The sequence below is a fragment of the Thioalkalivibrio sp. ALJ21 genome (assembly GCF_000378605.1).
GTDB lineage: Bacteria > Pseudomonadota > Gammaproteobacteria > Ectothiorhodospirales > Ectothiorhodospiraceae > Thioalkalivibrio.
The window spans coordinates 447,148-461,982 of record NZ_KB905156.1; the positions used below are offsets into that span (position 1 = coordinate 447,148).

Below are 14,835 nucleotides of genomic sequence, written 5' to 3' on the forward strand. Positions count from 1 at the left end.
TGGATTCATTGTCGTGGCCGGGCAGCGCGGTGCAGCCCGGCGGGAACCCGCCTTGCGGGGCGGTGTTCCGGATATTGATGTACGGGCCCGGCATCCTCTTTTGCGCCCGTCGCGAGTCGTGTCACGATAGCCACATGCAGGAGCACCCGATCCGTTGGTTTGTTACGGCCCCGCAGGCCTGTCCCTATCTGGACGACCGCGAGATGCAGAGCCTGCTGGTCGACCCCGCGGTCAGCCTGGGCGGGGCGCGCTATGGGCAACTGCTTGCCGAGGGCTTTCGCCGCAGTGGCCAGTTCGTCTATCGCCACCACTGCCCGACGTGCTCGGCCTGCGTTCCGGTGCGCATCCCGGTTGCGGACTTCGCACCCAGCCGCAGCCAGCGCCGCTGCCTGAAACGCAATCATGATCTCGCGGTCACGATTACGCGCCCCCCGGACCAGCCCGGGCACACACCCTGCGCAGACCTGGACGAGCACATGCCGCTGTTCTCGCGCTATCTCGCCCATCGCCATACCGGCGGCGGCATGGAGCGCATGGGGCGCGACGATTACGCGGGCATGCTCAGCCACCGCAACGGTCCGGTGGATATCCTCGAATTCCGCCGGGACCACAACCTGGTGGCCGTTGCGCTCACCGACCGCACCCCACAGGGGCTGTCGGCCATGTACAGTTTTTTCGATCCGGAGACCCCGGATCGCGGCCTGGGCACCCTCGCCGTGCTTACGCAGATCGCGCATGCCCGGCGGCTGCGCCTGCCGCATGTCTATCTCGGGTACTGGATCGACCAGGCCCCGAAGATGGCCTACAAGACCCGCTTCCGGCCCATCGAGGGCCGGGTGAGCGGGGTCTGGAAGCGGCTGACGAGCCGCCCATAACGGCCGGCCCGTAGCGGCCGCCAGCACTCCCCGGCCGACTTACTCGGCCGGCTTGCGGAAGCGGAAGATGCCCCAGGTCAGATAGCCCGACTGGCCGCCGTCCACCCAGTGCTGCAGACCCTGCTTCATGCGGTCGATGTAGTCCTGGGAGATATAGCCACGCAGTTCCTCTTCACGCGACTCCAGTTCCTGCTTCACACGACCATAATGCGTCGCGATCTGGCTGGAGTGTTCCTCGAACCCGACCTCGTAGAGGCCCGCTTCCTTGGCCGCCTCGCGATAGAGCGAAGGGCTGGCCAGCGAGTCGAGGTGGATGCGGGCCAGGATCGGGTCGAGCACGCCATCCGGGCAGTTGTCGGTCTGCATCGGATCGGTGAAGATCAGCCAGCCGCCCGGCTTCAACAGGCGCGCGGCTTCCTTGATCACTTCCTTTTTCTTTTCGTTCTGGCTGTGCAGGAACGAATCCTCGGACCAGACGACATCGTAGGAGGCATCCGGCTCGTCGACCTTTTCGAAGGAGCCGTCGACCACGGTGATCTTGTGATCGAGGTGACGTGCCTTGTTGATCTCGCGATCACGCTCGTTCTCCTTTTCGGAGAGATTGAGCGCGGTCACGTCACAGCCGTAGTTCTCGACCAGATAGCGGGCCACGCCACCATACCCGGCGCCCATGTCGAGCACGCGCCATTCCGGCTGCGGCTCGCCGAGCAGGTCGGACATGTGCGCGACCGTGCGCCGGCTGGCATCACCGATCGGCTCGCCCTGGTACTCGTACATGCCGATGTGGAGGTCTTCGCCACCCCACACCAGCTTGTAGAAGGTATCGGCGTCTTCGCTGTTGTAGTAGTCGCGCGCCGTCTCGACGACGTCGGAATACTGAGTGCTCATCGGTTCTCGTCCTCGATGTAACGCTTGTCGGCGACGTGGATGAAGAAGTCCGGATCCGTCTCGCGGTAGGTCTCCTGGAAATCGCCGTAGGTCTCGATCTGCTGGAAGCCGACCTCGCGCATCAGGCGACGCACATAGGCCTTGCGCAGCGGGAACATGTTCAGGAAGTACTCGGAGCCATCCGGGAAGCGGTACTGGAAGCGGGCCAGGCCTTCATCCACATGCGCCGGCTGCACCTGAACGTCGTCGCCGCAGTAGTAGTACGTATGCTTGGACGAGTACCCGTGGTCCATGATGGTGTCGTAGTTGCGCTGATCAAGGATCAGCACGCCATCGTGGTTCAGGGCGGAGTAGAACTCCGCCAGGGCCTTGCGGCGGTCGTGTTCGTTGAACAGGTGGGTAAAGGAATTACCCAGGCAGACCACCGCGTCGTAACGGCCGTAGATGTCGCGGTTCAGCATGCGCCAGTCGGCCTGCACGGTGCGCAGGATGTGGCCTCGCTTGCGGCCGTTCTCGAAGGCCTTGGCCAGCATCTCCGGGCTGCCGTCGGCAGTGACCACATCGAAACCCGCCTCGCGCAGCTGCACGGAATGGAAGCCGGTACCGGCCGCTACATCCAGCACGCGCTTGGCGCCGCGCTTTTTCAGCTCCTCGATAAAGAAGGTGCCTTCGCTCTTGGCGCGGTTGTCCCAGTCGATCAGGTCATCCCACTTGTCAACAAAACCGGTGGTGTACTCGTTGCGATAGTTCTCGGTATCGCGACGCTCGGTCGGCTTCTCGCCGAAATCCTGATCATTCTTGATGTTCGCGGACATGCTGATTCCTCTTGGCTGTGCTGCGTTATTCACGCGGTCCAGCCGACCGTCGGCCGGACCGCCGGAACCAAGCCCACCGGACGCCGTCGCGCACCTCGCTCGGGCGGCACATCGACGATGATCCGGACCGGGCTGACTGCGCCCGGCGATCAGGCGTCCTATCCCGCAAGCGCGTTGTCGGGCAGCGCCTGCGGCCGGCCGAAGCCGGTTTTCCCTCGCATCCGGAAGGGCAATCGGGCCCGGATGCCGAACCGTGGTCTGGCGGGCCCACCCGCCTGGTTCGAGGAAACGGTAACGGCGCCTCGCAACGCGTCGGGTCGCGGGCGATTGGTTCCGAAATCGTTTTTATACCCTGAAGGTTTTGCACAAAAATTACAAGTTGGCGGCCGCCATGGGGCGGGGCCTGCGCGGCCACCCGACCCGGCCAGCTTCGCTATAATGGGGGTTTTTGACCCTTTCCCAGAGGCCCCCCGAATGACCGCCAGCCGCCCCGTCCGCCGAGCCCTGTTATCCGTATCCGAAAAGACCGGCGTGGCCGAGCTCGCTCGCGCCCTGCACGAACGGGGTGTCGAACTCCTGTCCACCGGCGGCACCGCCCGCCTGCTGGCCGAGGAAGGCCTGCCGGTGACCGAGGTCTCGCAGCACACAGGCTTCCCCGAGATCATGGATGGCCGGGTGAAGACGCTGCACCCGCGCATCCACGGTGGCCTGCTCGGGCGGCGCGATGTCGATGCCACGGTGATGGAGGAGCAGGACATCCCGCCAATCGACCTGCTGGTGGTCAATCTCTATCCGTTCGAGGCCACCGTGGCCCGCCCCGGCTGCACGCTGGAGGAGGCGATCGAAAACATCGACATCGGCGGGCCGGCGATGCTGCGCGCGGCGGCCAAGAACTATCGCGACGTGGCCGTCGCCACCAGCCCGGAGCAGTACGGCGCCATCGTGGACAGCCTGACCGAGCACGGCGAGGTCCCGGCGCACCTGCGCTTTCGCCTGTCGGTGGCGGCCTTCGACCATGTCGCCCGCTATGACGCGGCGATCAGCAACTACCTCTCGGCGCTGGACGAGAATGGCGAGGCGGAACCCTTCCCGGGTCAACTCAATGCGACCTTCGAACGTGTCGAGGCGCTGCGCTACGGCGAGAACCCGCACCAGCGCGCCGCGTTCTATCGCGATCCCGCGCCGGCACCCGGCTCGCTGGCCAGCTACCGCCAGCACCAGGGCAAATCCCTGTCCTACAACAACCTGGCCGATGCCGACGCCGCCTGGGAATGCGTGCGCCAGTTCGAGGCCGGGGCCTGCGTGATCGTGAAACACGCGAACCCCTGCGGCGTGGCCGTCGCCCCGACCCAGCTGATGGCCTACGAGCGCGCCTTCCAGACCGACCCCACCTCGGCCTTCGGCGGCATCATCGCCTTCAACCGCCCGCTGGATGGCGATACCGCACACGCGATCGTCAGCCGCCAGTTCGTGGAGGTCGTGATCGCCCCGGAGATCGCCCCGGGTGCACTGCGCGCCCTTGCCACCAAGAAGAACGTCCGGGTGCTGGAGATTCCGCCGGCCGCCACGGCCCCGGGTCTCGACTACAAGCGTATCGGCGGCGGGCTGCTGGTGCAGGATGCCGACCGTGGCTCGCTCGCGGATGTGGACCTGAAGACCGTGACCGCGCGGGCCCCTTCCGAGCAGGAGACCCGGGACCTGTGCTTCGCCTGGCAGGTCGCGAAGTACGTAAAGTCGAATGCCATTGTCTATGCCCGTGACGAACAGACCATCGGGGTTGGCGCCGGGCAGATGAGCCGGGTCTACTCCGCACGGATCGCGGGCATCAAGGCCGCCGACGAGGGCCTGCAGGTGGCCGGCTCGGTGATGGCCTCGGACGCCTTCTTCCCGTTCCGCGACGGGATCGACGCGGCCGCCGAGGCGGGCATCACCGCCGTGATCCAGCCGGGCGGGTCGATGCGCGACGACGAGGTGATCGCCGCCGCCAATGAACACGACATCGCGATGCTGTTCACCGGCATGCGCCACTTCCGACATTGATCCGGGGCCTCGCATGAATGTACTGGTAATCGGCAACGGCGGCCGCGAGCATGCCCTGGCCTGGAAACTGGCCCAGTCCCCGCGCGTGCAGCGGGTGCTGGTCGCCCCCGGCAACGCCGGCACCACGCGCACGGACAAGTGCGAGAACCACGCGGTGGACGTCACCGACATCGACGGCCTGCTGGCCCTGGCCGAGCGCGAAGACATCGCCTTTACTGTGGTCGGCCCCGAGGCGCCGCTGGTCGCGGGCGTCGTCGACGCCTTCCGCGCCGCCGGGCGCCGCTGCTTCGGCCCCACGGCAAAGGCCGCGCAGCTCGAGGGCTCCAAGAGCTTCGCCAAGGACTTCATGCAGCGCCACGGCATCCCCACCGCGGCCTACGGCAGCTTCGAGGACGAGACGGCCGCGCTGGACTTCATCAAGACCCACGGGGCCCCGATCGTGGTCAAGGCCGACGGGCTGGCCGCCGGCAAGGGCGTGATCCTCGCGCAGACCGAGGACGAGGCCTGCGCCGCGGTGCGCGACATGCTGGCCGGCAACGCCTTTGGCGAAGCGGGTCATCGTGTGGTGATCGAGGAATTCCTGCGCGGCGAGGAGGCGAGCTTCATCTGCATGGTGGACGGCGAGCACGTACTACCGCTGGCCTCCTCGCAGGACCACAAGGCGCGCGACGACGGCGACCAGGGCCCGAACACCGGCGGCATGGGCGCCTACTCGCCAGCCCCCGTCGTGACAGACGAACTGCACGCGCGCATCCTGCGCGAGGTCATCGAACCGACCGTGCGCGGCATGGCCGCCGACGGCGAACGCTATACCGGTTTCCTCTATGCCGGCGTGATGATCGACGCCGAGGGCAACCCGAAGGTGCTGGAATTCAACTGCCGCTTCGGTGACCCGGAGACCCAGCCGATCCTGAGCCGCCTGGAATCGGACCTGGCCGACCTGGTCGAGGCCGCGCTGGACGAACGACTGGACCAGATCGAGGCCCGCTGGGATGCCCGCGTCGCCCTCGGCGTGGTGCTGGCCGCCGGAGGCTACCCGGGCGCCTACCGCAAAGGCGATGTGATCACCGGACTCGAGTCGGTGGAGAACAACCCCGAGGCTTACGTATTTCATGCCGGGACCGCAACGCGCGAAGACGGCGCAGTCGTGACCGCCGGGGGCCGCGTGCTCTGCGTCGTGGGCCTTGGAAGGGACGTGAAATCCGCCCAGAAAAAGGCCTACGAGGCCGTGCACCGGATCCACTTCGAGGATATATACTGCCGGACAGATATTGGCTATCGCGCCGTCGCTCGCGAGGGGTAACCCCGGTCGGCGGCCCACACCCCAGGGAAACACTGATTAATGTACACGCTCGCGTTGGTACCCCAGGTTTTCCGAGGCCAGGCGCGTCGTGTAGCGGGTAGTGGTTCTACCCGCAAGCGGCGCAACGCAGGATCGGGGAACCTGGGGTGCCAACCCCGAAGGGGCTCGGCCGCCCGTTGTAATCAAAAACTGGCGCGCGCACGGCGTTGCGGCTCCCTTGTGCAGAATGACTGCACGGCGGTCACCGCGCCTTGTTCGCGCGCAAAAGCGACTCGAGCGCGAGCGTGTACATTGATCAGTGTTTCCCTAGTTCTGGAGACCGCCGAATGGCCGCCCCCGAAGTGACACACCTGCCCCACCTCCCCAACGACGTGGAGGGCCTGCGGCAATCGATTCGCGATGCCGTCGTCCGCGTGGTGGGCGAAGACCCGCGCAAAGCCACCCACCGCGACTGGCTGGAGGCCCTGGCCTTCGCCATCCGCGAGCGCATGGTCGAGCGCCGCCTGCTGACCCGCCGCCAGTTCGCCGAAGAAGACGTCAAGCGCGTCTACTACCTGTCGATGGAGTACCTGATCGGGCGCATGCTCGAGGCGAATCTGCGCAATATGGGCATCCTCGACGAGGCGCGCCAGGCGATGAGCGATCTCGGCGTGGATCTCGACCAGATCGTGGATCTCGAAGACGACGCGGCCTTGGGCAACGGCGGCCTCGGTCGACTCGCGGCCTGCATCCTGGAGTCACTGGCCACCCAGGGCTATCCCGGCTATGGCTATGGCATCCGCTACGAATACGGCATGTTCCGCCAGGAGTTCGAACCCTACCGCCAGGTGGAGCACCCGGACAACTGGCTGCGTTACGGCAACCCCTGGGAGTTCCCGCGTTCGGATCGCAAGTATTCGATCCACTTCTACGGCTACGTGGTCGAGCACCATCATCCAAACGGCGAGACCCGTTATACCTGGGAAGACGGCGAGGAAGTCCTGGCCATGGCCTACGACTATCCGACCGCGGGCTACGGACGGCGCAACGTAAACAACTTGCGCCTGTGGGCCGCCAAGGCAACCCGCGACTTCGACCTGCGCTACTTCAATGAAGGGGATTACATCCGGGCGGTCGCGGACAAGAACGAGTCCGAGACCATCTCCATGGTGCTGTACCCGAACGACGCTACCGCGATCGGCAAGGAACTGCGCCTGGAGCAGGAATACTTCTTTGTTTCTGCCTCGCTACAGGACGCCCTCGAACGCCACCTGGGGCTGGGCTACCCGCTGGATGCCCTTCCGGACAAGGCCGCGATCCAGCTGAACGACACCCACCCCGCGATCGCCGTGGCCGAACTGATGCGGCTGCTGGTCGACCACCATGAAGTGCCCTGGGATCGCGCCTGGGATCTGACCCGGCGGACCTTCGCCTACACCAACCACACCCTGATGCCCGAGGCGCTGGAGACCTGGTCGGTCCCGCTGATGCAGCACGTGCTGCCGCGCCACATGGGCATCATCTACCAGATCAACCACGAGTTCCTGGAGGAGGTGCGGCACCGCTACCCGGGGGACAATGACCGCCTGGCGCGCCTGTCGATCATCGACGAAGAAGGCGAGCGCCGGGTCCGCATGGCGCACCTGGCGGTGGTCGGCTCGCACCACATCAATGGCGTCGCCGCACTGCATACGCGCCTGCTGCAGGAGACCCTGTTCGAGGAGTTCTTTGAGCTCTGGCCGGAACGCTTCGTCAACGTGACCAACGGCGTGACGCCACGACTATGGATGATCCAGTCCAACCCGGCCCTGACCGAACTCCTGGGCCGGCGTATCGGCAACGACTGGCAATACGACCTGGAGCGCCTGCGCGCACTGGAACCCTACGCCACCGATCCGGAATTGCAGCGTGAATTCATGGCGGTGAAGCGTGCCAACAAGGCCCGGCTCGCGGACCTGGTGCGCGAACGCACCGGCGTGGAGCTGAATCCGGACGTGCTTTTTGACGTTCAGGTGAAGCGCATCCACGAGTACAAGCGCCAGCTGCTGAAGCTCCTGCACGTGGTGGACCTGTACCGCCGCATCCGCGCCGGCGAGGACATCCCGCCGCGCGTGGTGCTGTTCGGCGGCAAGGCCGCACCGGGCTACGCCCGCGCCAAGGCGATCATCCAGGTGATCAACGAGGTAGCCGACATCGTGAACCACGACCCGGCCGTTGGCGATCGCCTGAAGTGTGTGTTCTTCCCGAACTACGAAGTCAGCTCCGCCAGCATCATCATCCCGGCCGCTGACATCTCCGAGCAGATCTCCACCGCCGGCTTCGAGGCCTCCGGCACCGGCAACATGAAACTGGCCCTGAACGGGGCCCTGACCATCGGCACGCTGGATGGCGCCAACATCGAGATCCGCGATGCGGTTGGCGACGAGAACGTCTTCATCTTCGGGATGACCGCCGAGGAAGTGGTCGAGCACCGCGCCCGTGGCGAACGGCCATCCGCCATCCTGGAGCGCACACCCGACCTGGCAGCCGCGGTGGACATGATCGAATCGGGGTTCTTTACCTGCAACGACCCGGATACCCACCGCGAACTGGGGCGTTACCTGCGCGAGGACGATCCGTTCTTCGTGCTGGCCGACTATTCGGCCTACGCGGAGGCTTGTGAACGGGCGGATGCCCTGTACGCGGACCCGTCCGCCTGGGCCGAGGCGGCGATCCACAATGTCGCCCGCATGGGCTTTTTCTCCATCGACCGCACGGTGCGCGACTACGCCAGCCAGATCTGGGACGTCACCCCGGAACCGGTTGCCCCTTCCAAGACCAACGGGGCCGCTTGACCGTTCAGTGTGCCGACGGTTCGGGAGCGATTGCGCTGTAGATCGCGGAGTAGTCGGCGTCCGCCAGCCCGCGATCCTGGGCCTGCTCCAGTAGCTGCGCCAGCAGCGGGAGCCACGGGCCGATCAGTTGCGCGTCCTCGGCAGCGCGCTCGGCGAGGCGCACGTCCTTCAGCAGGTGCTTGACCGGGAAGTTCGCCGTCCCGAAGTCACCGGAGAGCATTTTGTCCAGCTTCTTGTCGAAAGTCGGCGCATACAGCGCCGACTCGCGCAGGATCTCCATGAAGGTATCGACCTCCGCCCCCTCGCGGCGGACCAGCCCCAGGCTCAAGGAGAAGGCGGCGGTCAGACTGGCGATCAGCTGGTTGAACGCGAGCTTCAGGGCCGCACCCTGCCCCACCGGACCGACATGCCGCGGGTTCTCGCCCAGCGCCGCGAGGACCGGACTCGCACGCTCGAAATCCGCCTCCGTATCAGCGCCGGCCATGACCAGCAACCGCCCCTCACGCGCTTCCGGAATCGACCCCAGCACTGGCGCCTCGACATAACAGGCCCCGGAGCGGCGCAGGTGCTCGGCCAGCTGGCGGCTCTCGGCCGGCAGGATCGTCGCCATCTGGATCACACAGCGCCCGCTCAACGCGCCTTCCGGCAACATCCTCAGCACTGCCTGGATTGCGGCGGCATCGGAGAGCATCAGCACCAGGGTATCGGCCCCGGCGACGGCCGCCGCCGGCACGGTGTGTACCGTTACCCCCTCGCTGGCCAGGTCGCTGGCCCGCTCCTGGGAGCGGTTGTAGGCCTCGACGGAAAAACCGGCGCGCAAAAGACGCAGGCCCATGGGTTGCCCCATGAGCCCGCAGCCCAGCAGCGCCACGCGGGACGCAGCCATAGTGACCTCCTACTTGATCTTGTCGTCCAGATCCTCCGTATACCCCAGCAGGGTATGCGGCGGTGGCGCCTCTTTCTGATATTTGGTCGGCGTCACGGCCTCGGTGGAATGCAGACTCTTCCACAACCCGAACACCATCACGAGCATCACCACCGAGAACGGCAGGCCGACGCTGATCGCCGCCGCCTGCAGGGCGGCAAGACCGCCCGCCAGCAGCAGGATCGACGCCACAATCCCCTCGAGGATTGCCCAGTAGACTCGCTGGGTCACGGTCGGGTTGCGCACATCACCCGAGGCCAGGGTATCAATCACCAGCGATCCGGAGTCCGAGGAGGTGACAAAGAAGGTCACGATGAGCACCGTGGCCGCGGCCATGGCCAGCACCGCCAGCCAGTCCCACAGCGGCATCGCCTCGATGGTCGCGAACAACGCGGTGGACACGCTCTCTTCGACCGCGCCGGAGATATTGGCCACGCCACCCAGCTCGTAGCCCATCGCGGTACCGCCGAACACGGCCAGCCAGACAAAGGCAGCAGCGGTCGGGGCCAGCAGCACGCCGGCCACGAATTCCCGGATCGTGCGCCCGCGCGAGACGCGGGCGATGAACATGCCGACATACGGCGCCCAGGAGATCCACCAGCCCCAGTAGAAGATGGTCCAGGCGGTGGCCCAGCCGGTCTCGTCGATGGTATCGGCCCACAGGCTCATCTCGGGCAAGTGCTGCACGTAGACGCCGGTCGACTCCACCAGCACGCGCAGGATGAACAGTGTCGGCCCCATGATCAGCAACAGGGCGAGCAGGATCACCGCCAGCCCGATGTTGAAGTTCGACAGCCGCTTGATGCCCTTGTCGATCCCCAGTGCCACCGAGCCCACCGCGATCAGGGTGATGATCGCGACCAGGATGATCTGCATGGCCGTGGATTCCTCGATCCCGAACACGTAGTTCAGGCCCGAGTTGATCTGCATGACCCCGAGACCCAGCGAGGTGGCCACCCCGAACATGGTCCCGAACAGGGCCAGGATGTCGATCAGGTGCCCCCAGGGGCCATAGATGCGGTCACCGATGAACGGATACAGCGAGGAACGGATCAGCAGCGGCAGGTTGTGCCGGTAGGCATAGTAGGCCAGCGACAGGCCAACGACGATGTAGATCGCCCAGGCATGCAGCCCCCAGTGGAAGAAGGTGTAGCGCATCGCCTCGGTCGCGGCCTCGCTGGTCTCGCCATCGGCATGCGGCGGATCCAGGTAGTGGTACATCGGCTCGGCAATGCTCCAGAACAGCAGTCCGATCCCCATGCCTGCGGAGAAGAGCATCGCGAACCACGCGGCATAGCTGAAACGCGGCGCCTCGAACTGGTCTCCGAGCCGTATGCCCCCGTAGCGCGAAAACATCAGGTACAGAGAGAAGATCAGGAAGACCGTCACCACCAGCATGTAGTACCAGCCGAGGTATTCGGAGATGCCGGTCTGCAGCTTCTCGAAGATCTCCTCCGCCGTGTCCGGGAAAACCGCCCCGAACAGAACGAATGCGGCGATCACGGCACTGGAAATCCAGAACACCGGGCTGCAGATGATGCCGAAGCCGGCGATCCGGGTCTGGTTCAGCCCCGGGCTTGAAGACGGTTCTTCCATGCTTGGCTCCCCTATTCTTGTGTTGCGCTTGAACGCCACACCGGCGTATTCGGCACACCTCGGGACATTGCATCCCGAGCCTTCCCGTGCGCCTGACGGTCGGGGACGCGCTCAGTCGACAAAACGGTGCCGACGGACGACGCTCCTACCGTAGCCAATGACCTGGCAAACTGCAAAACGCTTCACGAGTCGTCCTCGGCGGGACTGCGCGCAAGCAGTAGACCCCGCGCCTGCCCGCACACGCGTTCGCGCTCGATCGCCCAGCCGTCCTCCTGCACAAAACTCGGATCGGCCTCCGACTCCAGCTCCGCGTAGACGCGTGCGCCGGGGCTCAGCCAGCCCTGGACGGCCAGTGCGGCGAGCGCCGGGGCGACCCGGCCCTGACCAAAGGGAGGGTCGAGAAACACGACATCGAAGGGGTCGCCCTCCGGAAGCTGGCCCAGCAAACGGGCCACATCGTCGCGCCGGATGTGCACCTGGGTGGCCCCCAGGCGTTCACGGTTGGCCTCGAGCTGGGCCGCCGCCCGTGCGTCGCGCTCGACCAGCCAGACCTCGCGCGCACCCCGCGAGGCGGCCTCGAAGCCCAGGGCGCCGGTGCCGGCGTACAGGTCCAGTACTCGCGCACCCGGCAGCTGCGGCTGCAGCCAGTTGAACAGGGTCTCGCGCTGGGCATCCGCAGTCGGGCGCAGCCCCCCGACGGACGGCACCGGCAGCCACTGGCGGCGCCAGGCCCCGCCAATGATGCGGATACGCGCGCTGCGCCCTGGCGGACCGCGCCTAGTCTTCCTGGCCACCGACAATGACCGTGACCAGGGCCTCGGGGTTGAGACGGTCGGCCAGTTGGGTGTTCATGGTCTCCAGCTCCACCGCCTGCATGCGCTCGACATAGCGCTCCAGATAGTCATCGGAGAGTCCGTAGAAACCGATCATGCCAAGCAGGCTGACGATGTCGCTGTTGGAAGCGAGCGACAAGGGGAACGAGTTGATCACGTTCTCGCGCGAGGCCTCCATCTCTTCAGGATCCACACCCTCGGCGTGCCAGCGCAGGACCTGCTCGCGCAGGACCGCGACCGCATCGTCCGTCTGGTCCACCCCCGTCTGCATATTGATCACAAACGGGCCTTCGACCGCCATCGGCTGGAAGCGGCTGTGCACGGAATAGGCAAGCCCGCGGGCGCTGCGCACCTCCTGGAACAGGCGCGAGGTAAAGCCACCCCCGCCCAGGGCATGATTGGCCAGCGTCAGAGCGAAGTGCGCCTCGTCGCCCCGGCGCAGGGCCGGAGCCCCCATGAAGATGTGCGCCTGCTCCGACGGGAACGCAATGCGCTCCTCCACCGGCTCCTCGCGCATCGGCACTGGCGGCAACGGGTCAACCGCATCGCCACGGGGCAGCGCCGCCGAAATCCGGGCGGCCAGTTCCTCGGCTTGCTCACGGCTTACCCCGCCGGTGATCGCCAGCGCGCCGTTCCCCGCCGCGTAGTGGCGTTCAAAGAAGTCCCGGGCGTCATCGCGCGTCATCGCCTCCAGCGTATCGACCTCGCCGCCCGGCCAGCTGCCATACGGGTGGTCTTCGTACATCAGCTCGTAGAAGCGACGGGTCCCCACCGAAGAAGGCTCCTGGCGCTCGCGTTGCAGGGACTGCAGGGCCTGGCGGCGGCTACGCTCGAAATCGCCCTCGGGAAAGGCGGGCGCAGACAGCACGTCGGTGAGGGTGCCGACCGCCGTCTCCATCCAGTCCGGTTCGGTCAGGGTGCGCAGGCTGACGATCGCCATGTCGCGCAGGGAGCTGGTGCCGAATCGGGCGCCGACCGACTCGAAGCGCTCGGCGAGCTCGGAGGCATCCATCTCCTCGGTGCCATGACGCAGGCTGCGGGAGGTCATCATCGCCAGCCCGGGCAGGTCGCCGTCGCGCGCCGCCCCGCCATCGAAGGTCAGGCGCAGGTCCACCATCGGCAGGTCCGGCGCCTCGACATACAGGACGCGCAGCCCCTCGTCGGTCTCCCAGCGTTCGATCTCCACCGCCTGCACCGGGATCGCCAGCAGGGCCAGGACCAGTCCCGCGAACAGGGAATGGCGCGAGAGCTTCTTGATTGCGTGCAGCATTAGTGACCCTCCTCCGGATAGCCACCATCGAGATCCGGGGCACCGTACGGCCCGGGCGCCGGGGCCTCCTCGTCATCCACCGGCTGCGGGTCGAGAACCCCGACCGTGCGACGTTCGGGCACCAGGTACTCGCGTACCACGCGCTGGACGTCCTCGGCGGTCACCTCGCGCACCCGCTCCAGGAAACGATCATTTTCCCGCCAGCCGACTCCAACGGTCTCGAGCATGCCCAACTGGAAGGCCTGGGCACGCACGGAATCGCGTTCAAAGACCTCCGAGGCGATTACCCGCGCCTGCACACGTTCCAGTTCGCGGCCATCCACGGGTTCCTCGGCCAGGCGATCGATCTCGTCCAGAAGCGCCTGCTCCAGGGACTCGATATCCGTGTCCGAGGTCGGCACGGCGGCGACCATGAACAGATCGTCCAGCCGAGCGAACGGGCTGTAGCGCGCCGAGGTGGCACTCGCCAGTTCCTGCCCCCGGACCAGCTCGCGCGCGAAGCGCGAGGCCTCGCCCGAGTCCAGGATCCCGGCGGCCACCAGCAGGGCGTAGGCGTCCTCGTGCGAGTCCAGCGTGTTCAGCACCGGGGTCTTCCAGCCCATCATCAGAAACGGGACCTGGGCCGGGGCCTGCACCGTAATCCGGCGCTCCCCGGCCTGCGGGGTCTCCCGACGCGGCTTGGCCTCCGGCACGTTGCCGCTGGGGATGGCACCGAAGTGCTTCTCGGCGGCCGCGATCACCTCGTCGGCATCGACATCGCCGACGACCACGACCACCGCGTTGCTGGGGTGGTAGTAGCGGTCGTACCAGTCCTGGAGGTCCTCCAGGGTGTAGGACTCGATATCGGTCATCCAGCCGATCACGGGCTGGCCGTACGGGTGGTTGAAAAAAGCCGTCGCCATCAGTTGCTCGCGCAGCAGGGAGTTGGGCTGATCCTCCACACGCAGGCGCCGCTCCTCCTGCACCACCCGCAGCTCCGGACGGAACTCGTCCTCCTGCAGCTTCAGGTGTTGCATGCGCTCGGCCTCCATGGCCATCACGGTCTCCCAGTGGTCGGAGCCGATCACCTGGTGATAGCCGGTATAGTCGCGACCGGTAAAGGCGTTCTCGCGCCCGCCCATGCGCGCGACGATCCGCGAGAACTCGCCCGGCTCGTATTTCTCCGAGCCGCGGAACATCATGTGTTCCAGCATGTGCGATATACCGGTGATGCCGCTGTGTTCATCGGCCGAGCCGACGCGATACCAGACCATGTTGGCCACCACCGGTGCGCGCCTGTCCTCCAGGACCAGCACGGTCAGACCGTTGTCGAGCGTGGCTTCCACCACATCCGATTCGATCTCCAGTTCACCGGCCACGACACTGGCACTGATCAGCCAGACGGCCATCCATCCAACGAGACTTCCGAGCACTGCTCTACGCATTGCAATACGATCCCCGTGCTAGCATGAACACTTTCTACTGGACCACCTGAAAC

Annotated in this window: 11 protein-coding genes; 4 read left to right on the forward strand and 7 right to left on the reverse strand. The window is 66.1% G+C overall.

The features are described 5' to 3' along the window. Window positions 1-134: 134 nt before the first annotated feature. On the forward strand, window positions 135-875 hold the full coding sequence (locus F579_RS0108170) for an arginyltransferase (protein WP_019023638.1): 741 nt from the start codon (window positions 135-137) through the stop codon (window positions 873-875). A 39-nt stretch (window positions 876-914) separates the two neighbouring features. On the opposite strand, the gene F579_RS0108175 is transcribed toward F579_RS0108170, so the two are convergent. Continuing rightward, a complete protein-coding gene (locus tag F579_RS0108175; protein ID WP_019023637.1) occupies window positions 915-1,763 on the reverse strand; it encodes a methyltransferase domain-containing protein in 849 nt (282 codons plus the stop codon). Continuing rightward, on the reverse strand, window positions 1,760-2,578 hold the full coding sequence (locus tag F579_RS0108180; RefSeq protein ID WP_012981594.1) for a class I SAM-dependent methyltransferase: 819 nt from the start codon (window positions 2,576-2,578) through the stop codon (window positions 1,760-1,762). Before F579_RS0108180 ends, F579_RS0108175 begins: the two co-directional genes overlap by 4 nt. Window positions 2,579-3,052: 474 nt before the next feature. Here F579_RS0108180 and purH point away from each other — a divergent pair, with 474 nt between their 5' ends. The 3 genes from purH to F579_RS0108195 all read left to right on the forward strand — a co-directional run bounded on the left by purH (window position 3,053) and on the right by F579_RS0108195 (window position 8,734). Then, window positions 3,053-4,618, forward strand: coding sequence for a bifunctional phosphoribosylaminoimidazolecarboxamide formyltransferase/IMP cyclohydrolase (purH, locus tag F579_RS0108185; protein ID WP_019023636.1), 1,566 nt, complete (start codon window positions 3,053-3,055; stop codon window positions 4,616-4,618). 13 nt (window positions 4,619-4,631) lie between these two features. Beyond that, window positions 4,632-5,921 (forward strand): phosphoribosylamine--glycine ligase, encoded by a 1,290-nt coding sequence (gene purD, locus F579_RS0108190; protein ID WP_019023635.1) that lies wholly within the window; start codon window positions 4,632-4,634, stop codon window positions 5,919-5,921. Between the two features lie 326 nt (window positions 5,922-6,247). Next, the gene (locus F579_RS0108195; protein ID WP_019025606.1) at window positions 6,248-8,734 is read left to right on the forward strand and encodes a glycogen/starch/alpha-glucan phosphorylase; all 2,487 of its coding nucleotides are present in this window, start codon (window positions 6,248-6,250) and stop codon (window positions 8,732-8,734) included. Between the two features lie 4 nt (window positions 8,735-8,738). On the opposite strand, the gene F579_RS0108200 is transcribed toward F579_RS0108195, so the two are convergent. The 5 genes from F579_RS0108200 to F579_RS0108220 all read right to left on the reverse strand — a co-directional run bounded on the left by F579_RS0108200 (window position 8,739) and on the right by F579_RS0108220 (window position 14,746). Beyond that, the gene (locus F579_RS0108200; RefSeq protein WP_019023634.1) at window positions 8,739-9,620 is read right to left on the reverse strand and encodes an NAD(P)-dependent oxidoreductase; all 882 of its coding nucleotides are present in this window, start codon (window positions 9,618-9,620) and stop codon (window positions 8,739-8,741) included. Between the two features lie 9 nt (window positions 9,621-9,629). Next, window positions 9,630-11,255, reverse strand: coding sequence for a BCCT family transporter (locus F579_RS0108205; RefSeq protein WP_019023633.1), 1,626 nt, complete (start codon window positions 11,253-11,255; stop codon window positions 9,630-9,632). Window positions 11,256-11,437: 182 nt separating this feature from the next. Beyond that, a complete protein-coding gene (rsmD, locus tag F579_RS0108210) occupies window positions 11,438-12,004 on the reverse strand; it encodes a 16S rRNA (guanine(966)-N(2))-methyltransferase RsmD (RefSeq protein WP_168021581.1) in 567 nt (188 codons plus the stop codon). Between the two features lie 28 nt (window positions 12,005-12,032). Next, window positions 12,033-13,358 (reverse strand): pitrilysin family protein, encoded by a 1,326-nt coding sequence (locus F579_RS0108215; protein WP_012981587.1) that lies wholly within the window; start codon window positions 13,356-13,358, stop codon window positions 12,033-12,035. Next, a complete protein-coding gene (locus F579_RS0108220; protein ID WP_019023631.1) occupies window positions 13,358-14,746 on the reverse strand; it encodes a pitrilysin family protein in 1,389 nt (462 codons plus the stop codon). Before F579_RS0108220 ends, F579_RS0108215 begins: the two co-directional genes overlap by 1 nt. Window positions 14,747-14,835 lie beyond the last annotated feature (89 nt).

What these genes read in the sequence shown, in the direction of transcription:
- F579_RS0108215 (WP_012981587.1), bottom strand. Translation starts at nt 13,358, where the DNA reads ATGCTGCACGCAATCAAGAAGCTCTCGCGCCATTCCCTGTTCGCGGGA.
- F579_RS0108175 (WP_019023637.1), bottom strand. Translation starts at nt 1,763, where the DNA reads ATGAGCACTCAGTATTCCGACGTCGTCGAGACGGCGCGCGACTACTAC.
- F579_RS0108195 (WP_019025606.1), top strand. Translation starts at nt 6,248, where the DNA reads ATGGCCGCCCCCGAAGTGACACACCTGCCCCACCTCCCCAACGACGTG.
- F579_RS0108180 (WP_012981594.1), bottom strand. Translation starts at nt 2,578, where the DNA reads ATGTCCGCGAACATCAAGAATGATCAGGATTTCGGCGAGAAGCCGACC.
- purH (WP_019023636.1), top strand. Translation starts at nt 3,053, where the DNA reads ATGACCGCCAGCCGCCCCGTCCGCCGAGCCCTGTTATCCGTATCCGAA.
- F579_RS0108200 (WP_019023634.1), bottom strand. Translation starts at nt 9,620, where the DNA reads ATGGCTGCGTCCCGCGTGGCGCTGCTGGGCTGCGGGCTCATGGGGCAA.
- F579_RS0108205 (WP_019023633.1), bottom strand. Translation starts at nt 11,255, where the DNA reads ATGGAAGAACCGTCTTCAAGCCCGGGGCTGAACCAGACCCGGATCGCC.
- purD (WP_019023635.1), top strand. Translation starts at nt 4,632, where the DNA reads ATGAATGTACTGGTAATCGGCAACGGCGGCCGCGAGCATGCCCTGGCC.
- F579_RS0108170 (WP_019023638.1), top strand. Translation starts at nt 135, where the DNA reads ATGCAGGAGCACCCGATCCGTTGGTTTGTTACGGCCCCGCAGGCCTGT.
- F579_RS0108220 (WP_019023631.1), bottom strand. Translation starts at nt 14,746, where the DNA reads ATGGCCGTCTGGCTGATCAGTGCCAGTGTCGTGGCCGGTGAACTGGAG.